Genomic DNA, 19,567 nt, shown 5'->3' on the forward strand with positions numbered 1-19,567 from the left:
CTCACGCAGCGCTTCGATACTGGGCGCATGCCAGAAGGTCCCTCACTTGTCATCCTGCGCGAAGACACCCAAGCGTTTGTCGGTCGCAAGATCGTGCGCGTGTCCGGCAACAGCAAGCAGGACATCGCGCGGCTGGACCAGCAAAACGTGCTGGCACTGCGCAGCTGGGGCAAGCACTTTTTGATCGAATTTGCGCATTTCAGCGTGCGCATCCATTTCCTGCTGTTCGGCAGCTACCGCATCAACGAAGACAAGCCCAACGCGGTGCCGCGCTTGTGCCTGGAATTTTCCAAAGGCCAGCGGCTGAACTTTTATGCCTGCTCGGTGCAGTTCATCGAGCGTCCGCTGGACGAGATCTACGACTGGACGGCGGACGTGATGAACCCGCTCTGGGACCCCGCGCAGGCGCGCCGCAAATTACGCGCCGCCCCGGCATTGCTGGTGGCCGATGCACTGCTCGACCAGACCATCTTTGCCGGCGTGGGCAACATCATCAAGAACGAAGTGCTGCATCGCATCCGCGTGCATCCGGAAAGCACAGTGGGCGCGTTGCCGGCGCGCAAGCTCGGCGAACTGGTCACCCAGGCACGCGACTACAGTTTCGACTTCTACACCTGGAAAAAAGCCTTCGTGCTGAAGAAGCATTATCAGGTGCACACCAAGACCAGTTGCCCGCGCGACGGCGCACCGCTGCAGTACCGCAAGCACCTGGGCAAGGCCGGACGTCGCGCGTTTTTCTGCGAGGTCTGCCAGCGCCTGTACCGCGCCGACCAGGCCTGATGGGCGCCGTGCCGTGGCCAGGAAAGCGCTGGTCAGATCGGCGAGTGCCTGCTGATGGACTGCGGTCTGATGGATTGCGGTCACCAAGCAGCGGTCCGTGCGCGCCGAGCTATGTGATCCTGTCGTTGGCCTGCCAGTGATCGGATGGCGATGCGTCGTCGGCGAGCGTGCTGGCGTGACGGTGCATCAGCGTTCGAGGATGTGCATGGCGGTCTCGGATCGCGCGCGGGGTAGGCCGTTTTCGCGGTGCTGGCGCTTGGCCTGCCCATCGCATGGCCAAACGAGTTGCCCGCCATGTTCTCGGAGGCTGTTGTCGAATCCGCTCACCGGCGCGCCCTCTATTCGGCCCGTGGCGCACTGGCAATTCGCTCGCGCCCACCTGCGGCGCAATGTGAATGGCGGCTGGCCCTTCCCAGCCAAACAACGAATTACAAACGCGCGCCGTCGCGCCGCCCGCTAGATTTGCGCGTCGCACACCAGGGTTCGCTGTGTGCGGCGTCGGCACTCTCATCTCATCGGTCTACCGCATTGTGATTACCCGCAGGAAGGAAGCGCTTGTCCCGCATGTCGCCGCTGTCGCATGCACGGGCGCCATCCTGTTCTTTCTTGCCTGCCTGTTGCTGTACATGCCGCCGCCACGCGAAACCCCGCAACACGACGACACGTTGCAGGTGTATTTCGTGCCGCGGCCACAACAGACGCCGCCGACACCGCAGCAACCGCCGCAGGAGCCCGAGCGCAAGCCGCGGGTTGCCTCGGCCGCGCGTGCGGCGCCGCCGGTCACGCACACGCCGCCACCGCCGCGGCAGTCAGCCGCCGCCACTGCGCCTGTCAGCGATTCGATGTCGGCCCAGCTGTATACCCGCGACGGGCGCCTGCGCATGGCGCAGGTGGACCCGATGGCGCAGACCGGCAGCGCGGTGCCACCGGGGATGGCCGACGAACGCGCGCAGGCCAAGGCGCGCAAGATCATGGAGCGGGTCAACCCGGTGCAGTACCAGGAAACCCGCGTCGCCAAGGACTGGAAGAGCGATGGCACCTTGGGCGATGTGGCGGTGCAGGAAATGAATCGCGGCATGAAGAAGTTCAACGACATGCTCAACGGGCCGCAGACCCAGGTCGCCAAGGCGCGTCCGCCGCCGGACGTGCGCTTCAATCCCGCGCTCGCCGGCAATCAGGGCGAGATGGGCAGCGAGGCGACGGGCGATGCCTATAAGTCAGCGCCGATTGCGCATGAAACGCTGCCCGACCTCAAGGGGGAAGCCAGCCGTCGCATCCGCGAGGCACTGGCGGCGCTGGAACAGCGCAGTGCGCGTTGCGACGCCTCCAGGCGCACATCGCTGTTGTCGCCGGTACGCACGCACCTGTCGGATCTGGAACGTGCCGAGCACGCCTTGAACAACGGCGCCGATCCGGTGATGGCCGCACAGATGCTGCCGCGTCAGGCCGACAGCGCCTACGACCTGGCCCGCCGCGCGCTGTGGTACGCCGATCGCCAGTTGAAGCAGTGCGCGCTGGGGTGAAGGGTGCATTTGTGCTGTGGTGCAGACGCAGCTGGGGATGCGGCAGTGTCATCGCGAGATTCGGCGACTCGGTACCGCCGTACCCTTACCCCAACCCCCGTTCCACGCCCCGGCCCGCGCCTGCAGCACGGGCGCTCCAAGGCACGCACGCCAGTGACCTGCAAGCGGTGCGTTTGGAAGGGGGCTTACATCGTTTCCGCCTTGCCTTGCAGTTCAAACCAAGCGGCGAGGATGAATCCACCGCGGAACAGCTGACCGCGGGCGCTTCGCTTCAAGACCCCTCTTCTAGCGGAGAGGGATTCGGGTGAGGGTACGTCTGCGAAGCAGCAGATCGATTCGCAGGCCTCAGGCCAGGCTCTGCCGGTAACGGTCCTTCTCTGCGCTCAGCGCGACTTCGGCGCGCAGAAATACCTGGCCGATCGGCTCGTCAGGGCGTGTGGATTGCGCCTGGCCCAACAAGACGGTCAGGCCCAACGCATGTTGTTGCTGGGCGATCTCGCGCAGGCTTTGCAAGGTGCGCTCGGCGTCGGGGCCGCGCAGCACGGCGATGAATTCCGCACTGTCGGTGACACGGTCGATGCTGTTGCCTGGCCCCTGCACCAGTGCTGCAAGGGCCTGGTCGAGCTGCTGCAGGTTGCGCCCGAGCAAACGTTCGCTCTGGCGTTCGGCCAGTGCGGCCAATTCCTGTACTTCCAGAATCACCAGGTGATAGCCGGTGTCGGCGACGGCCTGGCTGGCGACCGGGGCGACCGGCTGCAGGATGGCGTCGCGTTCGAGTTGCAGCTCGCGCTTGCGCTCGTCGAGCAGCCGCATGGCCACCCGTGCAAGCGCCTGCAGGCCGGTGCGCTGCAGCTCGGTGAGCGTGCGTGGCTCGGTGTCGAGCACGCAGACCGTGCCCAGTGCCACGCCGTCGGAGGTGACCAGCGGCATGCCGGCATAGAACCGCGCACCGGTGTCGCCGGTGACCACCGAAATATCGGCAAATCGCGTGTCCTTGCGCAGGTCCGGCACTTCCATCAGTTGCTCGGGGCTGCGGATGGCGTGGTCGCACACTGCCTGGCTCCGTTCGGTCTGCTGCAGGCCCAGACCCAGCTGCGCCTTGAACCATTGGCGGTCGCGGTCCACCAGCGACATCAGCGCGATGGGTGTGTCGCACAGGGACGTGGCAACCTGCACGACGTCTTGATAAGTGTCCTCCGGCAGGCTGTCGACGATGCGATAGCCATCCAGGACCTGTTGGCGAGAGGCTTCGTCAGCTACGGGCATGTCTTTCATCGAATAAGCCAGGCAAGCGCGAACGCGAAAGCGGCAAGCATACCGGCAGCGCCGGTAATGCGGCGTGGATGCCGCCCTGCGGACAGCGCGAGGTGAGACGCCAGCGCCGCGTGCTGGCAGCGACCGCATGGGTCGTGTTTGCGAGGCGATCAGGCAGGGGATCGGGCAGGGCCACGATGGCGAACGACAGGCGAGGTGTTGGACATGCGCTGCGTGTAACGCACGCTGGCGAATGCGCCTGGACCATCTGCACCACACATTGCATGGTGCCGGCGGTGTCCACCCGGCAGTTGCGCGCCAGGGTCATCGCTGTTTCAACACGACGCGCACGAAGCACGCCCTGCTGTGTCCTTGCTGCTGTCGAGCACGCCTGCAGGCAGCGATCACAGGGCAGCAGGTGCATGTGCGTTGCTGCTGTAGCGCCGCAGCCACGCGGGGGAATACTGCGGTGGCGACGAGCATTCGGGCAGCGACTGACGCGCCGAACCACCACACGCTGCATCAAACATGACCCCTGCCCGCACCGGCAACGCTGCGTGCAGCAGCGCAGCCGGTGTGGCAGGTGCGATCAGCGCTTGACCGGCTTGCCGTCCACGTCCAGCACCTGCACGTCACCCAGCTTGAGCGCACGCACGGGAGCTTCGATCTTCTTCAGGTCGCCGACGATCACCCAGGTCATCGCCTCCGGCTTGATGATTTCCTTGATGGCCTTCTGCGCGGCCGGCTGGTCGATCGCTTCCAGGCGCGGCTTGAGCGTCTGCACGTAGTCGTCGGGGCGGTCGAACTGCACGATGCCCTCGATCGCCCCGAGCACCGCGCCGGTGGTTTCGAAGCTGCCGGGCAGGGCGCGGATGCGCTGGTTCTTGATCTTCTCGATCTCGTCGGTGGTCAGCGGCTTGTCGCCGATGATGGCGGTGGCTTCCTTGAAGATCTCGTTGGCCGATTCGGCGGTCTTGTCGGTCTGCACCGGTGCCGAGAACAGGTAGGGCCGCTGGCCCTGCGCATCCATCATGCGGGTGCCGGCGCCGTAGGCCCAGCGCTTGTTTTCGCGCAGGTTCATGTTCAGGCGCGAGGTGAAGGTGCCGCCGAAGGCGCCGTTGGCCACACCAATGGCCAGGTTGTCCGGCGCCTTGGTGGACGGAGCCAGCAAGCCGGCCAGGATCACCGATTGCGGCGCATCCTGGCGGTTGATCAGGTACACGCGCGGCTTGGGCTGGGCGGCGACGTTGGCCAGGTTCTTCTTCGGCAACGCCGTGGTCGGGACCTTCCAGTCGCCGAAGGTGGCATCGAGCTGGGGAATGATCTGCGCCAGCGTGGTGTCGCCGGCCACCAGGATGCGCAGGTTGTCCGGACGTAGCCACTGGCTGTGGAAATTCTGCAGATCCTGCGCGTTGAGGCTCTTGATCGCCGCCTCGGTCCCGCTACCGGTGAGCGGGATGCCGTACGGGTGCTGGTTGCCGAACAGCAACGGCGGCAGCGCCCGCAGCGCCAGGCTGTTGGGCTGGGTCTTTTCCTGCGCGATGCCGGACAGCCACTGGCCGCGGACGCGTTCGATGTCGGCAGCCTTGAAGGCTGGATTGCGCACGATATCGGAGAACAACTGCAGCGAGGGCTGCAGCTGGTCGTTGAGCGCGTCCAGCGAGGCGCTGCAGCTGTCCAGATCGCAGCCGACCGCCGTGATCGCACCCAGGCGCTGGCGGCGCTGCGCCACTTCCACCGAGTCCAGCGCGGTGGTGCTTTCGTTCATCAGCGCGGCACTGAAGCTGGCGGTGCCGAGCTTGTGGCCCTGGTCGGCGGCGTAGCCGGCGTCGAACAGCAACTCCACCTGGGTGACCGGGATGGTGTGGCGCTCGGCCAGGATCACCTCGATGCCGTTCTTCAACTTGCCGCGCTGCAGCGTCGGAAAGCTCAGGTCCGGGAATCGATCGGTCTGCGGCACGCCCTTGCTGCGGTCCAGCGTGGAGGCGGTGACCTTGAACGCGCCCGCGGCCGGCAGCTTGGGCGCCGGCTTGCCGGGTTCTTCGCCACGTGCCACCACCGCCTTGTCTTCGGCGGCCGGGTCGAAGTCCTTGCCGGCCGGCAGCACGGTGAGCAGGTAATCGCCCTTGCCGAACCATGTGGCCGAGGCCCGCTTGACGCTGTCGGCGGTGGCGGCCTGGGCACGCTGCAGATCCTTCTTGTAGGCGCCCAGGTCGCCGCGATAGACCTGGCCCTCGGCCAGGATCACCGCCTTGCCGGTGAAGCCGCCGACCTTTTCCAGCCCGCGCACGAAGCCGGCGCGGTAGACCACCTGCGCGCGCTGCAGTTCGTCGGCGGTGGGGCCCTGGGCGATGAACTTCTTGAGTTCTTCGTCGATGATCGCCTCGACCTTGGCCGGGTCCACGCCGTCCTTCACGTCGGCCTGGATCTGCATCTGGCTGGACAGCGCGAACGGCTGCACCGAGGCGGAGACGTCGTCCACCAGGTTGTCCTGGTAGACCAGGCGCTGGTACAGCCGCGAGGTCTTGCCGCCGCCGAGCACGGTGGTGGCCAGATCCAGCTGGATGAGGTCGTCGGTGCCCAGCTGCGGTGCAACCCAGGTGCGGTAGATGCGCGGCTGCGAGACATGGTCGTGCTGCACGCCGCGCTTTTGTGTTGCCAGCGGGGTCACCCACGGCTGCTGGCGTGCCACCGGCTTGCCGGACGGGATATCGCCGAAGTACTGCAAGGCCTTGGCGCGCGCCTGCGCCACGGTGATGTCGCCGGCCAGCACCAGGGTGGTGTTGGCGGCGCCGTAATTGTCGTTGAACCACTGTTTGACGTCCGCCAGCGAGGCCGCGTCCAGATCTTCCATCGAGCCGATGGTGTCGTGCTGGTAGGGGTGGTTGGCCGGGAACAGGTTGGACAGGATGTTCTGGTCCACACGGCCATACGGGCGGTTCTCGCCCTGGCGCTTTTCGTTCTGCACCACGCCGCGCTGGGTATCGAGTTCCTGCTGGCCGATCGCGCCGAGCAGGTGGCCCATGCGGTCCGATTCCAGCCACAGCGCGGTATCCAGCGCGGTGGTCGGCACGGTCTCGAAATAGTTGGTGCGGTCGAACCAGGTGGTGCCGTTCATGTCGGTGGTGCCGACCTTTTCCAGCGGCGCGAAGAAGCTGCCCTTGTTGTTCTCCGAGCCGGAGAACATCAGGTGCTCGAACAGGTGCGCAAAGCCGGTCTTGCCGGCCGGCTCGTCGCCGGAGCCGATGTGGTACCAGATGCTCACCGCCACCACCGGCGCCTTGTGGTCTTCGTGCACCACCACGGTCAGGCCGTTGGGCAGGGTGAAGCGGGTATAGGCGATGTCGGGAATGGCGCTGCTGGCCGCGCTCTTGGACAGGCTGGCCGGGGCGGCCGCGACGGCGGGGGCAACGGAACCGGCAGCGACGCCAAGCACACCGGCGATCAACAGGGACAGCGGACGCAGCATGTGACACTCCAGGACAGGGCAATCGGCCGAGGGTAGTGGCTGCTTGCCGGCGCCGCAAATGCGGATGGGCAGGGAACTGGCCTGGCGTCTGGCCGCGTTCAGTGCCGGGCAGGCGCCAGCGCGGGGCTCGCCAGCGCATTGCCACGGCGCGACGGCCAGGCGAACGCAAGCGCCAGCCTCAAGTTGCCCGTCGCCTCGCCGTTACCTGGGTCGACCTATCTTGACCAGACGCCGCCTGCCGATCACCCCATGACCGACCTGTTGCCGCCCGTGCCGATTCCCGTCGACGACGCCTTGCGCGTGGACGCGGTGCGCCGGCTGCGCGTGCTGGACACCGAGTCCGAGGCCGAATTCGACGATATCGCCTGGCTGGCGACGCACGTCACCGGCGCCACGATGGCGCTGGTGTCGCTGCTGGACGCCGATCGCCAGTGGTTCAAGGCGCGTTGCGGCACCGATCTGGAAGGCACACCACGCAGCGCCTCGTTTTGCGCCCACGCGATCATGGGCACCGAGTTGATGGAAGTGCCCGATGCCGAAGCCGACCCGCGCTTCGTCAACAACCCGTTGGTGATTGCTGCCCCCGGCGTGCGCTCGTATGCCGGGGTACCGTTGATCGGGCGCGAAGGCTACGCCTACGGCACCTTGTGCACGCTCAGCACCCAGCCGCGCGTGCTCGACGACAGCCAGAAGCAGGCCCTGATCCGCCTGGCACGCCAGGCCGTCAACCAGTTGGAAGCACGCCGCGACCGGCTGGACGCGCAGGCGCAGCGGCAGACCTTGAGCATGTTGCTGGAAGCCATGCCCGACGGCGTGGTGGCCTGCGGCACCGACGGCTTGCTGCGCGAGTTCAATCACGCCGCCCGGCAATGGCATGGCACCGACCCGCGCGTGCTGCCACCGGCGCAATGGGCGCTGCACTTCGATCTGTACACCGCCGATGGCAACAGCCTGCTGCCCACCGAGGAAATCCCGCTGCTACGCGCCTGGCGTGGCGAACACGTACGCAATGCCGAACTGCTGATTCGCGCCACCAACCAGCCGCCGCGCAGCGTGCTCTGCAATGCGGATCCGGTCATCGGCGACAAGGGCACAGCATTGGGCGCGGTGTGCGTGATGCACGACATCACCCAGCTCAAGGACGCTTCGGCCGCACTGGCCGGCGAACGCGCGCGCCTGCAGGCACTGGTGGACGCCTCGCAGGACGTGGCCATCATGGCATTCGACCCGCAGGGCCGTCTGAAACTCTTCAATCCCGGCGCCGAGCGCCTGCTCGGTTACCGTGCCGACGAGGTGCTGGGCACCTGCCCGGCGCAGTTCCACCTGCCGGCCGAACTGGAGCGGCACATGGCGACGCTGGCGTTGTCGCCCCCCTCGTATCTGAAGCTGGCTGCCGCGGCGGCTGGCAATGTGCTGGCCGAAGAACTCTGGACGCTGGTACGCAAGGACGGCGATCTGCGTCGCGTGCGCCTGTGCTTCAACGTGATCCACGATGCGCAGCAGGGTCTGGCCGGGTATCTGGCAATGGCCATCGATGTCACTGCCGAATTGCAGGCGCAAGCGGCCGCGCAGCTGGCCGCCGAACGTTTCACCGGTGCATTCGAAACCGCGCCCCAAGGCATGGCCATCGTGTCGCTGGAAGGTGAGTGGCGTGACGTCAATCCGGCGCTGTGCGGCATCCTGGGCTATGCGCGCGAGCAATTGCTGCGCACCACCTTCCAGCAGATTACACATCCCGACGATCTGGAGATGGACCTGCAATTGGTCCAGGACCTGATCGACGGCAAACGCGACAGCTACAGCCTGGCCAAGCGTTACATCAGCCAGCAGGGCGCGGTGATCTGGGCGCAGCTGTCGGTGTCGCTGGTGCGCGATAGCAGCGGTGCGCCGGTGCATTTTGTTTCGCAGATCCAGGACGTGACCGAGCGCCATGTCGCCGCCGAACGCCTGGCCGAAAGCGAAGCGCGGCTGCGGGCCATCAGCGACGCCACGCCCACCCTGGTTGCCCAGTTCGATGCCGAGCAGCGCTACCTGTTCGCCAATGAAGCGCATCGCCACTGGCTGGGCGTGGAGCCTGCCAGCCTGGTCGGTCGCCACATTACCCAGGTACTGGGCGAAGACCTCAGCACTGCAGCGCGCGCTGCGCTGGCACAGGCGGTGGCCGGGCAGCGCGCAAGTTTCGAACATCTCCTGGGCGGCGGCAGCACGCCGCGCGACGTGGAAGTCACCCTGGTGCCCGAAACGCAGACTGCCACGCCCACGCAGGGCTTTTTCCTGATGGCGCACGATGTCACTGCGCACAAGACCCTGCACCGCCTGATGCACGAGCGCGCCACCCGCGATGCCTTGACCGGCCTGCCGAACCGGCACGCATGGTCCGAAGCGTTGCAGGTGGCGGTTGCGCAGGCGCAACAGCAGCAACGCGCGGTGGCGGTGATGTTCCTGGATCTGGACGGCTTCAAGCGCATCAACGATGTCTACGGTCACCGTGCCGGCGACGCGGTGCTGGTGGCGTTCGGCAGCTGCCTGCAACGCGCGGCGGGCGAGCGCTATCTGGTGGCGCGTCTGGCCGGCGATGAATTCGTCGTGTTGCTGGACGGGTTGGAAGATGCGCAGGCCGAATGTGCTGCGGTGGCAGAGCGTATCCGCACGCTTGCCGCGCAAGGCGCCACGTTCGGCGATGAGCATCTGCCGATCCAGCCCAGCATCGGTGTGGCCTGGCAACACGGCGCACAGGCCGAGGCGTCCAGCTTGATGCATGCCGCCGACGAGGCGATGTATGCAGCCAAGCGCGCGCGGCAGCCAGAGGGGCAAGCGCCTCGCTCTTAGGCGTGGTTGGGCTGAGGGTGCAGGACAGCGCATGCGCACTGGCGGAGGCTGCTTACTGCTGCTGTTAGGTGCAATCGCACATCGCACATCGCACATCGCAAGCCGCAAGCCGCAAGCCGCAAGCCGCAAGCCGCAAGCCGCACAGCACACAGCCAGTGCCTGATTGCGTGACAGCGGGCGTAGGATCAGCGTGGTAACCAAAGGTTGCGGGCAGTCGTCAGGCAGTTGGACGACGCAGAGCACACAGATTGCCCACGCCACTGGGCGATCGCGCGGCACAGTCTCGCCCGGAAAACGCCGTGTCCGCATTGCAAAAAGGCACCGATACGCGTCCCTGCCTGGAGAATGCGCGAGAGAGCGCGCCGAAACCGACCATGGCACGTCGTACGCCGCTGTTGGTGCTCAGGTACACGGTTCAGTCGCTTTACAGCAATACACCCACGCGTCGCGCAGGCTGGCGATGGCGGGTTCGGCCCGCGATTGCGGCGGACCCAGGCGCGGACGCATGGCAGATGGCGGTGGCGTGTCCCGATCCGGAAACTTCAATCTCCATCATCGCTGCAGATGCCACCGACATCGCCTGCCGCACAGGAGCGAGCGCTCGTGTGCATGGCAGGCGATATCGCTCACGCCCGCAGCCTGTGGTCGTGCGCAGCTTGCTGGCTGGCCACCGGCTTCGTCGCGGCAAGCACGTTCGCTGCGCTGCTTGCCTGAGGCTGGCCGGCATCGGATGTCAGTCGGAACACCGCCACCGCGCGTGCCAGGTCCGCGGCCTGGTCTTCCAGGCTGCGTGCGGCTGCCGTGGCTTCTTCCACCAGTGCTGCGTTCTGTTGGGTCATTTCATCCAGCTGCATCACGGTGGTGCTGACCTGCTCGATACCGGCGCTCTGTTCGGTGCTGGCGGCGGTGATCTCGGCCATGATGTCGGTCACGCGCTTCACCGAGCTGACCACCTCGGTCATGGTGCTGCCGGCCTGTTGCACCAGGCCCGAGCCCTGTTCCACCTTTTCCACCGAGTCGGAAATCAACTGTTTGATTTCCTTGGCTGCACCGGCCGAACGCTGCGCCAGTGCACGCACTTCCGTCGCCACCACCGCAAAGCCGCGGCCCTGTTCGCCGGCACGTGCAGCTTCCACCGCTGCGTTCAGTGCCAGGATGTTGGTCTGGAACGCGATGCCGTCGATCACTCCGATGATGTCGGAAATGCGCGCCGAGGCCTGGGTGATCGCCTGCATGGTGATGACCACGTCCTGTACCACGCGCCCGCCGCTTTCGGCGACGTCGCCGGTGCGCTTGACCAGCTGATTGGCCTGGCGCGCGTTGTCGGCATTCTGGCGCACGGTGGACGTCAGTTCTTCCATCGAGGCGGCGGTTTCTTCCAGGTTCGCAGCCTGGTTCTCGGTGCGCGTGGACAGGTCGGCGTTGCCGCTGGCGATCTCGCCGGCAGCGGTATTGATCATCTCGGCCGAATGCTGGATGCCCTGCACGATGCTGGTGAGTTGGATCGCAGTGCGGTTGGCGGCATCGGCCAGGCGACCGAACGCGCCCTCGTAGTGCGACTCCACGCGCTGCGACAGATCGCCATCGGCGATCGCGGCCATGATGCGGCCCACATCGTCCAGGCCGGCATCGGCCTGCTGCATCAAGCGGTTCAAGGCCTGCACCATTTCCGCAAAGGCGAACTGATAATGCGATTGATCGCCACGTGCGGAGAAATCGCCGCGCGCAGCTGCATCGGCCAGGCGCGCGATGTCGCTGTTGATCGCAGACAGATTCTCTTTCACCGTGTCCAGCGCCTGATGCAGGGCAGCGCGCTGGCCGGGCAGGCGACGCATGTCGCGGCGCAGATCGCCACGGCCGTAGTCGCTCATCACGTCCATCGCTTCGTTGATGGCGTCCAGGTGTTCGAACACCACCGTGTTGACGCCGTGCGCCAGCGTGCCGTAGTCGCCGGGAAAATCTTCCGGAATGCGGTGCGCGATGTTCTCGCCCTGCTGCAGCCGGATCATGGTCTGCATCTCGCCGTTGAAACGCTGCAGCTGGGTCTGCATCTGCTGCATGCTGTGCATCAGCTGGCCGGTTTCATCGCGCGATTCCACGCGGATGTCGTTGTCGAAGCGGCCCGAGGCGATGGCTTCGGCAGTGCGCGAGGCGGCGCGCAGCGGCGCAGCCATGGCCGAGGCGATCAGCCAGCACAGGCCGATCACCAGCGCCACCAGGGCGCCACCGATCAAGGTCAGGGTGCGCGTGAAACCCCAGGCCTGCACCTGAATATCTTCGGCATAGACGCCCATCACCAGCACCCAGTTCCAGGCCGGAAAGGTCTTGGCATAGCTGATCTTCGGCAGCTGTTCCTTCTTGCCCGGCTTGGGCGCATCGTAATAGCTGAAGCCGTCGCCGCTATCGATGGCGGTCTTGATGTCGCGATACACGTATTGACCGGCATCGCTCTTGTAGTCGGTCATGTCGGTGCCGACCGGGCGCTTGGGATGCATCAGGATGCGCATCTGCGGGTCGACGATGAAGAAGTAATCCACCCCGTCGTTGGTGCGCATGTCGGCCAGCGTGGTGCGTGCGGCTTCCTTGGCCTGCTCAAGGCTCAGCTCGCCGGCTTTGACCTTGTCGGCATAGTGCTGCATCACCGTCAGGCCCATCTCCACTTCGGTCTTGACGCTGAGCTTGCGCGCCTCCACCAGATCCAGATATTGCAGACGCGCGGCGGCCATCGCCAGCAGGATCACGCCCACTGTCAATAGCGTGCACAACAGGACGAACTTTCGGGTGAGCGGGAGATTGGCAACAGAACGACGCAGGAGGGAAACGACAGGCATGACAACGACATCCAGAACGCGCGCACGGCGCTACATCATGGATAGCGGCTGATTCACATGCAGGTTGAATGCTAACTGCGGCAGCGTCCGCTCAGGCGATGCAACAACGTGCCAATGCAATGTCGGAGCGCACCGGCCGCGACAAGACGTTATCGATAGCGTTTCTCTGGCCCGCGCGCTGCGACGCAGGCGTTCGCAACGGTCCGCCGATGCGGCGGCGGACACGCACTGCGTGCCCGCCGCCTTGCATCAACCTGCAGCGCAGAAGCCGAACTCGGCCGTTGCACCGGGCGCCAGCGTGCGGTTGAAGTCCACGCCGCTGGCCTGGAGGGTGGTGCCGCTCTGTGACCAGGTGACGTTCCAGGCGTTGTTGACGGTGCCGGTCACTGTCAGCGAGATCGACCAGTTGCCGCTGACGGTGCCGGTATTGGTGACCTGCACGCGGTTGCAGTAGCCACCGTTCCAGGTGCTGTCCCGGATCACCTTGGTACTGAAGCCCGCGCTTGGCGTCGGCGTTGGTGTGGGAGTGGGAGTGGGAGTGGGAGTGGGAGTGGGAGTGGGGGTCGGCGTGGGCGTCGGTGTGCTGTTGCTGGCCGTTCCCCACAACGTCCGCAACAAGGTCATCTTGTCTTCGCGCACGCTGATCCAGTCGTCGCGCAGGATGCCGCCGGTATCGCCGCTATTGGGGTTCCACGACCAATAGAAGCCTTCGTTGATGCCCTTGCTGCGCAGGTACTTCACCAGCGCGTCCTGCCAGACCTTGTCGCGCGCATCGCCTTCGCCGTACTTGCCGCCGAATTCGCCCAGCAGCAGCGCGTGATTACCGGCAAACTGGCCGAAATGGCGGTCCCAGATCGCGGGCATGTTGTTGGGGAAGTTGCTGTCGTTGAAGTACGACTGCACGAACACGTCCGGGCCGTACACATGCGGTGCCAGCAACAGGCGGTTGGCCGGAATGTTCAATGGGGTGCAGGCCAGCGGCTGCAGGCTGCCACCCCAGAAGATGCCGCCATTGGTCGAACACACCGGGTTGTCGGTGATGCCTTCCACCGCAATGATCCACTTCGGCGCCACCGCAAGCACAGCGGCAGAACCGCGCTCGGCGGCCTTGTTCCAGTCGGTGGCGGCGTTGCCGGTGCCCCAGGTGGCGGCGCCGTGCGGCTCGTTCTTCAGATCCACGCCGATCACGCTCGGCACGTTCTTGTAGCGGTTGGCGACAAAGCGCAGGTCGTCCAGCCATTGCGCTTCGGAATACGCGCTGGTGTACCACAGCTCGGAAATCGCCGCGCAATCGGGCGTGTGGTGATCCAGCAGCACATACATGCCGCGTGCGTTGAATTCGTTGATCACCTTGTCGAGGATCTGCAGCGAGGTCAGACCCTGCAGATCGGCGTTGCGGCTGTAATCGATGCTGCTGGGCATCTGGCCGCTACGCAGCGTGGCCGGGCAAAACGGCAAGCGCACCGCGTTGAAGCCCAGGCCCTGCATCTGGTTGATCATCTCCTTCCAGTTGCGTGCCCACAGGCCGTGCATGACATGGTTGCCGGTCTCGAAGCCGAACACGTTGACGCCCTTGAGCTGAACCACGTTGCCGTTGTCGTCGACGATCTTGTTGTTGCTGACCGAATAGCTGAAAGCCGGTGCGGCGGTGAGCGCTAACATCGTGGCCAATGCGAGCGTACTTGCAGCCCTGAAGATGGACATGGTGGTCTCCCTGGATGACCGAGCCCGACGGCCGGGCGCGGTGAGGGGGCATTTTGGTCTTCGGCTGCGTCGTGTGGCGTGACCGCTGCCACAGAAGAGCGCAGCGGCGTACCGATCACACGCAAGCTGCGGGCGAGGTCGCTTTCCCGCACACTATCGATGCTGCGTGCTGTCTGCAGGCTGTCCTCTTTGTCCCCCGGAGTGTCTCTCAATGTCTTTGTTGCGTGCCGAAATGGCGCAATGGCGCGCCTCCCCCGCGCGCGAACTCATGGCCGGTGCGGTCGCCACATTTGCGCTGATTCCCGAAGTGATTGCGTTCGCCTTCGTCGCCGGGGTGGATCCGCAGGTGGGCCTGTTCGCATCCTTCGTGATCGGCATCGTGATTGCGTTTTGCGGGGGGCGGCCGGCAATGATTTCTGCTGCGGCCGGCTCGGTGGCGCTGGTGGCTGCACCGCTGGTGGCCGCGCACGGGCTGCCATATCTGCTGGCCGCCGGCTTGCTCGCTGGCCTGGTGCAGATCCTGTTCGGGTTGTTGCGGCTGGGCGTGCTGATGCGGTTTGTCAGCAGTTCGGTGCGCACCGGTTTCGTCAACGCGCTGGCCGTGCTCATCTTCGCGGCGCAAATGCCGCATCTGCTCGGCGCCAACCTGACCACCTGGGTCATGCTGGGCGCAGGTCTTGCCATCATCTACGGCCTGCCGCGTCTGCGTCTGCCGGGGCTGTCGGCAATTCCATCGCCCCTGCTGTGCATCCTGCTGCTCAGCGTGGCCGGCACTGCGCTGCATCTGCCGCTCAAGACGGTGGCCGATCTGGGCAAGCTGCCCAACGCGCTACCGTTCCTGCAATGGCCGGCGGTGCCGTTGACGCTGGAGACGCTGCGCATCATCGCGCTGCCGGCGCTGGCCATTGCCATGGTGGGCCTGCTCGAGTCGATGATGACCGCGCGCGTGGTCGATGAACTCACCGATACGCCCAGCAACAAGAACCGCGAATGCACCGGGCTGGGCATCGCCAATGCAGCGGCCAGCCTGTTCGGCGGCATTGCCGGCTGCGGCATGATCGGGCAAACCGTGGGCAACGTGAAATACGGCGGCCGTGGCCGGCTGTCCACGTTGTTCGCCGGCGTGTTCCTGCTGGTGCTGATGGTGCTGCTCAAGCCGTGGGTGTCGCAGGTGCCGGTGGTGGCGTTGGTGGCGATCATGGTGATGGTGTCGGCGGAGACCTTCGACTGGCGCTCGCTGCGCACCGTGGTGACCCACCCGCGCACCTCCAGCGGGGTGATGCTGGCCACCGTGGCGGTCACGTTGTTTACGCACAACCTAGCGGCAGGTGTGGCGGTTGGCGTGCTGCTGAGCGGGGTGTTCTTCACCTTCAAGGTGGCCGGGCTGCTGCAGATCGCGCATGTCGATGGCGCGGACGGGGTGCGCACCTACAGCGTGCGCGGGCAGGTGTTCTTTGCCTCGGCCGATGTGTTCATCGACGCCTTCGACGCACGCGAGGTGCCCGGCCGCGCAGTGGTGATCGATGTCGGCCGCGCGCACTTCTGGGACATCACCGCGGTGGCGGCACTGGACAAGGTGGTGCAGCGTTTGCGCCATCATGGTCTGGAGGTGCAGGTGAAAGGCTTGAATGCCGGCAGCCGACGCCTGATGCAGCGGCATGCCCTGGGCGAAGACGCGCTGGAATCGTCGCTGCCCTAGGCGGCGGAATGCGCCTGGCACGCATGCGGGGCGTCATGCCGGGCTGTGCGTGCGCTGAGCGCGGTGGCGAACCAATTCAAGTTCCGGCGGGCGACGCCGATGATTCGGCATCCTCATTGCCGGTCGTCGCTGTGATGCCAGTGGGTTTCAACCCGAGATATGTGCCTGCGTGCCAAGCCCGGCACTGCGGGTTCGTGTCCGCCCGCCGGAGGGCGCAGCCATGACCAACACGCCGTTGCTGGAACGGATGGTGGACCTGACCGCCATCCGCGATGCGGACCTGCTCGATCTGAGCCTGTTGCGCACCGTGCGCGAGGTCTGCGCGGCCGAAGAACTTTCGCTGCTGCGCATCGCCCCGGACAGCAACAGCATCGCCGAAACGCGCCTGCGCGACGACGGCCGGCTGGCGCTGACGGTGGCCGAGATCCACGATGCGCGCACGCGCATCCAGCTGGCCCAGGTGCATGGGCCGGGCGATGTGGTGCAACTGCACGAAGACGGCCGCGCCTTGCTGGTCTACCCGATGATGGAGGCGCGCGGCATCCGGACCTGCCTGCGAGTGGGCGGGACGCGTATTCCCGGCGTGGCCGAGCAAGCGATGCTGCAGGGCTTTGCGCGCTTCTTCCAGAACTACCGCAGCCTGCTCGACGACGCCCAGCGCGACGCGCTGACCGGCCTGCGCAACCGCAAGACGTTCGACGAGCTGATCTTGCGGCTGTTTGCCGGGGGGGCCGACTCCGCCGCAGAGCAGGGCGTGTGGCTGGGCATCGTGGACATCGATCACTTCAAGCGCGTCAACGACACCTTCGGGCATCTGTATGGCGACGAGGTGTTGCTGCTGGTCGCGCAGCTGATGCAGCGTGCGTTTCGCCAGGACGACCTGCTGTTCCGCTTCGGCGGCGAAGAGTTCGTGATCGTGTTGCGCGGCGTGGACCGCGACACGGCCGTGCATCTTTTCGAGCGATTCCGCCTGGCCGTGGCCGAGCACCTGTTCCCGCAAGTGGGGCAGGTCACGCTCAGCACCGGCATCGTCGCACTGACCCACGGCCGGCTGATCAGCGAAATGCTGGACGAAGCCGACAAGGCGCTGTACTGGGCCAAGCAGAACGGCCGCAATCGCGCGGCGGTCTATGCCGAGCTGATTGCCGGCGGGCACTTGCAGCAGGTTGCGCAACCGGTGGGCAGCATCGATCTGTTCTAGGCGCCGGCGCGGCGCTGAAGCAGGCCAGAGCTGTTTGCCGTGGATGCAGACACGGCGCTTCTGCAGCACTTGTCGCACTCGCATCGCAGGCATCGGCGCAGCTGCGGCTATCGGCTTGCACGCGATGCTGGCTACACTCCAGGGCTATCCAAGATCTGGGGTGTGCAATGAAGCGAGTTGCCGTAGGACTTCTGGCGATGGCGGTCTCGACCGCGCTGATGGCGGCCACGCCAAGTTTCGATGGCGCGCGCATCTCGCGCGACGTCAAGGAACTGGCCTCCGACGCCTATGAAGGCCGCGGCCCGGCCACCGCCGGTGAAGAAAAGACCATTGCCTACCTGAGCAAGCAGTTCGCCGAAGCCGGTCTGCTGCCGGGCGGCGATCTGGCCAATGGCAAGCGCGCCTGGACCCAGGCGGTGCCGTTGCGGCGCGCCGATATCGTCGGCACGCCGACCATTGCCGTGCAGAACGCCGGCAAGCCGCAAGCGCTGACCCAAGGCAAGCAAATCGCCATCCGTGCCGCGCTGGATGGCTCATCCAAGGTGGAGATCGCCAACGCGCCGCTGGTGTTCGTCGGCTACGGCGTCAAGGCACCCGAGCGCAACTGGGACGATTTCAAGGGTGTGGACCTGAAGGGCAAGATCGCGGTGGTGCTGATCAACGACCCGGACTTTGAAACCGGCAAGGGCGACTTCGACGGCACCGGCATGACCTACTACGGCCGCTGGACCTACAAATACGAAGAAGGCGCACGCCAGGGCGCACTCGGCGTGCTGGTGGTGCACGAAACCGCGCCTGCCTCCTACGGCTGGGACACGGTGGCCAGCTCCAACACCAACACCATGTTCGACGTGGTGCGCGACAACCCGCGCAGCGCGCATCCCACGCTGGAAGGCTGGATCCAGCGCGATCTGGCCACCGAGCTGTTCAAGCACGCAGGCCTGGATTTCGAGACCTTGAAGAAGCAGGCGCAGACGCGCGATTTCAAGCCGGTCGAGCTCAAGGACCAACGTTTGAGCGCCAGCTACCAGGTCAAATCCGACGTGATCACCTCGCACAACGTGGTGGCGCGGCTGGAAGGCAGTAAACACCCGAACGAGACGCTGATCTACAGCGCGCACTGGGATCATATTGGCGTGGGCAAGCCGGATGCACGCGGCGACACCATCTTCAATGGTGCATTGGACAATGCCAGCGGCACCGCCGCGCTGCTGGAGCTGGCGCGTGGTTTCGCCAAGGGACCAACGCCTGAGCGCTCGGTGGTGTTCCTGGCCGTCACCGCTGAAGAAAAGGGCCTGCTGGGCTCGGAGTTCTACGCCTCCAAGCCGCTGTACCCGCTGGATACCACGGTGGCGGTGATCAACATGGACGGCATGAATCCGTTCGTGCCCTCGCGCGACTTCGGCATCTACGGCACGGCGAAACTCGAACTGCTCGATCAACTCAAGAGCGTGGCCGCGCAATCCAAGCTGCGTTACACGCCCGATCCCAAGCCGCAGGCCGGGTATTTCTTCCGTTCCGATCACTTCTCCTTCGCCAAGCGCGGCGTACCGGCGCTGTCGTATGCAGCCGGCCAGGATTGGGAAGTGGGCGGCGTGGCGGCAGGAAAGGCGGCCGCCGACGACTACACCGCCAAGCGTTATCACCAGCAAGGCGACGAATGGAAGCCGGATTGGACCTTCGCCGGCGCCGCCCGCGATCTGGGCGTGCTGTATGCACTGGGCCAGCAGCTGGCCGACTCGCGCCAGTGGCCGAACTGGAGCCAGGATTCGGAGTTCCGCGCCACCCGCGATGCCAGCGCGGCGGCACGCAAGTAAGACCGGCGCACACCGCCATTGCGCCAGGACCAGGACGGCTGCCCTGTCGCAATGCGGCGTGTGCCATCGCGACATGCCGCTTTTGAAAAAGCCTCGCCTGCCACGTGGCGCGTGCTTCTGGTTGTCAGTCACACCAACCGGCGAACGTGCTGTGCGATGTCTTCGCCACTTACGGCATGGATGTCGCCATCGCGCCTCAGGATTGGATTTACCGCGTGTCCGCGCGCGGCGAGGGCACTGCGCACGCGACATGCAGGCTTGAAGATCGCCGAGCGCCCGCACACACGCTCGGCATCTTCAGGTGGCTAGTTGACGAAGAGTGAAGTTGTCACCAGGCGAGTCTGCGCGTTGCTGCGGGGCCCTTGCCTTTCCACCATCGCAGGACGCATTGATCGCAGGACACATTGCAATTACGTCCTAGTAAGCCCCTTGGCGGCGTCCATGCCGCCAAGGGTCCCGC

10 protein-coding genes are annotated in these 19,567 nt (G+C 65.7%); 6 read left to right on the top strand and 4 right to left on the bottom strand.

Annotated features, from left to right (window positions below; all coding sequences use genetic code 11):
- Positions 1 to 27 precede the first annotated feature (27 nt).
- Entirely contained in the window at positions 28 to 780 is a 753-nt protein-coding gene (locus ACCQ03_RS03520; RefSeq protein ID WP_057678779.1) for a DNA-formamidopyrimidine glycosylase family protein, read from the top strand.
- A gap of 617 nt (positions 781 to 1,397) precedes the next feature.
- Positions 1,398 to 2,303 carry a hypothetical protein gene (locus tag ACCQ03_RS03525; RefSeq protein WP_209225796.1) on the top strand — a complete coding sequence of 302 codons (906 nt, stop codon included), beginning with the start codon at positions 1,398 to 1,400 and terminating at the stop codon, positions 2,301 to 2,303.
- 345 nt (positions 2,304 to 2,648) lie between these two features.
- Here ACCQ03_RS03525 and ACCQ03_RS03530 read toward each other — a convergent pair whose 3' ends face one another.
- Positions 2,649 to 3,578, bottom strand: coding sequence for a GAF domain-containing protein (locus tag ACCQ03_RS03530; protein WP_209225779.1), 930 nt, complete (start codon positions 3,576 to 3,578; stop codon positions 2,649 to 2,651).
- Positions 3,579 to 4,146: 568 nt separating this feature from the next.
- Positions 4,147 to 7,026 (bottom strand): M16 family metallopeptidase, encoded by a 2,880-nt coding sequence (locus ACCQ03_RS03535; protein WP_209225776.1) that lies wholly within the window; start codon positions 7,024 to 7,026, stop codon positions 4,147 to 4,149.
- Between the two features lie 138 nt (positions 7,027 to 7,164).
- Here ACCQ03_RS03535 and ACCQ03_RS03540 point away from each other — a divergent pair, with 138 nt between their 5' ends.
- Entirely contained in the window at positions 7,165 to 9,855 is a 2,691-nt protein-coding gene (locus ACCQ03_RS03540; protein WP_335338815.1) for a PAS domain S-box protein, read from the top strand.
- Positions 9,856 to 10,481: 626 nt separating this feature from the next.
- Here ACCQ03_RS03540 and ACCQ03_RS03545 read toward each other — a convergent pair.
- Together ACCQ03_RS03545 and ACCQ03_RS03550 are read right to left on the bottom strand one after the other, a co-directional pair.
- On the bottom strand, positions 10,482 to 12,668 hold the full coding sequence (locus tag ACCQ03_RS03545; protein ID WP_209225794.1) for a methyl-accepting chemotaxis protein: 2,187 nt from the start codon (positions 12,666 to 12,668) through the stop codon (positions 10,482 to 10,484).
- A gap of 267 nt (positions 12,669 to 12,935) precedes the next feature.
- On the bottom strand, positions 12,936 to 14,390 hold the full coding sequence (locus tag ACCQ03_RS03550) for a cellulase family glycosylhydrolase (RefSeq protein ID WP_209234571.1): 1,455 nt from the start codon (positions 14,388 to 14,390) through the stop codon (positions 12,936 to 12,938).
- 211 nt (positions 14,391 to 14,601) lie between these two features.
- On the opposite strand from ACCQ03_RS03550, the gene ACCQ03_RS03555 reads away from it, so the two are divergent.
- From ACCQ03_RS03555 to ACCQ03_RS03565, 3 genes are all read left to right on the top strand, one after another.
- Positions 14,602 to 16,089, top strand: coding sequence for a SulP family inorganic anion transporter (locus ACCQ03_RS03555; RefSeq protein ID WP_209225774.1), 1,488 nt, complete (start codon positions 14,602 to 14,604; stop codon positions 16,087 to 16,089).
- A gap of 220 nt (positions 16,090 to 16,309) precedes the next feature.
- The gene (locus ACCQ03_RS03560; protein ID WP_057678785.1) at positions 16,310 to 17,290 is read left to right on the top strand and encodes a GGDEF domain-containing protein; all 981 of its coding nucleotides are present in this window, start codon (positions 16,310 to 16,312) and stop codon (positions 17,288 to 17,290) included.
- Between the two features lie 167 nt (positions 17,291 to 17,457).
- The gene (locus ACCQ03_RS03565) at positions 17,458 to 19,107 is read left to right on the top strand and encodes a M28 family metallopeptidase (protein WP_209225771.1); all 1,650 of its coding nucleotides are present in this window, start codon (positions 17,458 to 17,460) and stop codon (positions 19,105 to 19,107) included.
- The last annotated feature ends 460 nt before the right edge of the window (positions 19,108 to 19,567 follow it).

It is taken from the genome of Xanthomonas sp. NCPPB 3569, from assembly GCF_041475645.2.
GTDB classification, from domain to species: domain Bacteria; phylum Pseudomonadota; class Gammaproteobacteria; order Xanthomonadales; family Xanthomonadaceae; genus Xanthomonas; species Xanthomonas phaseoli.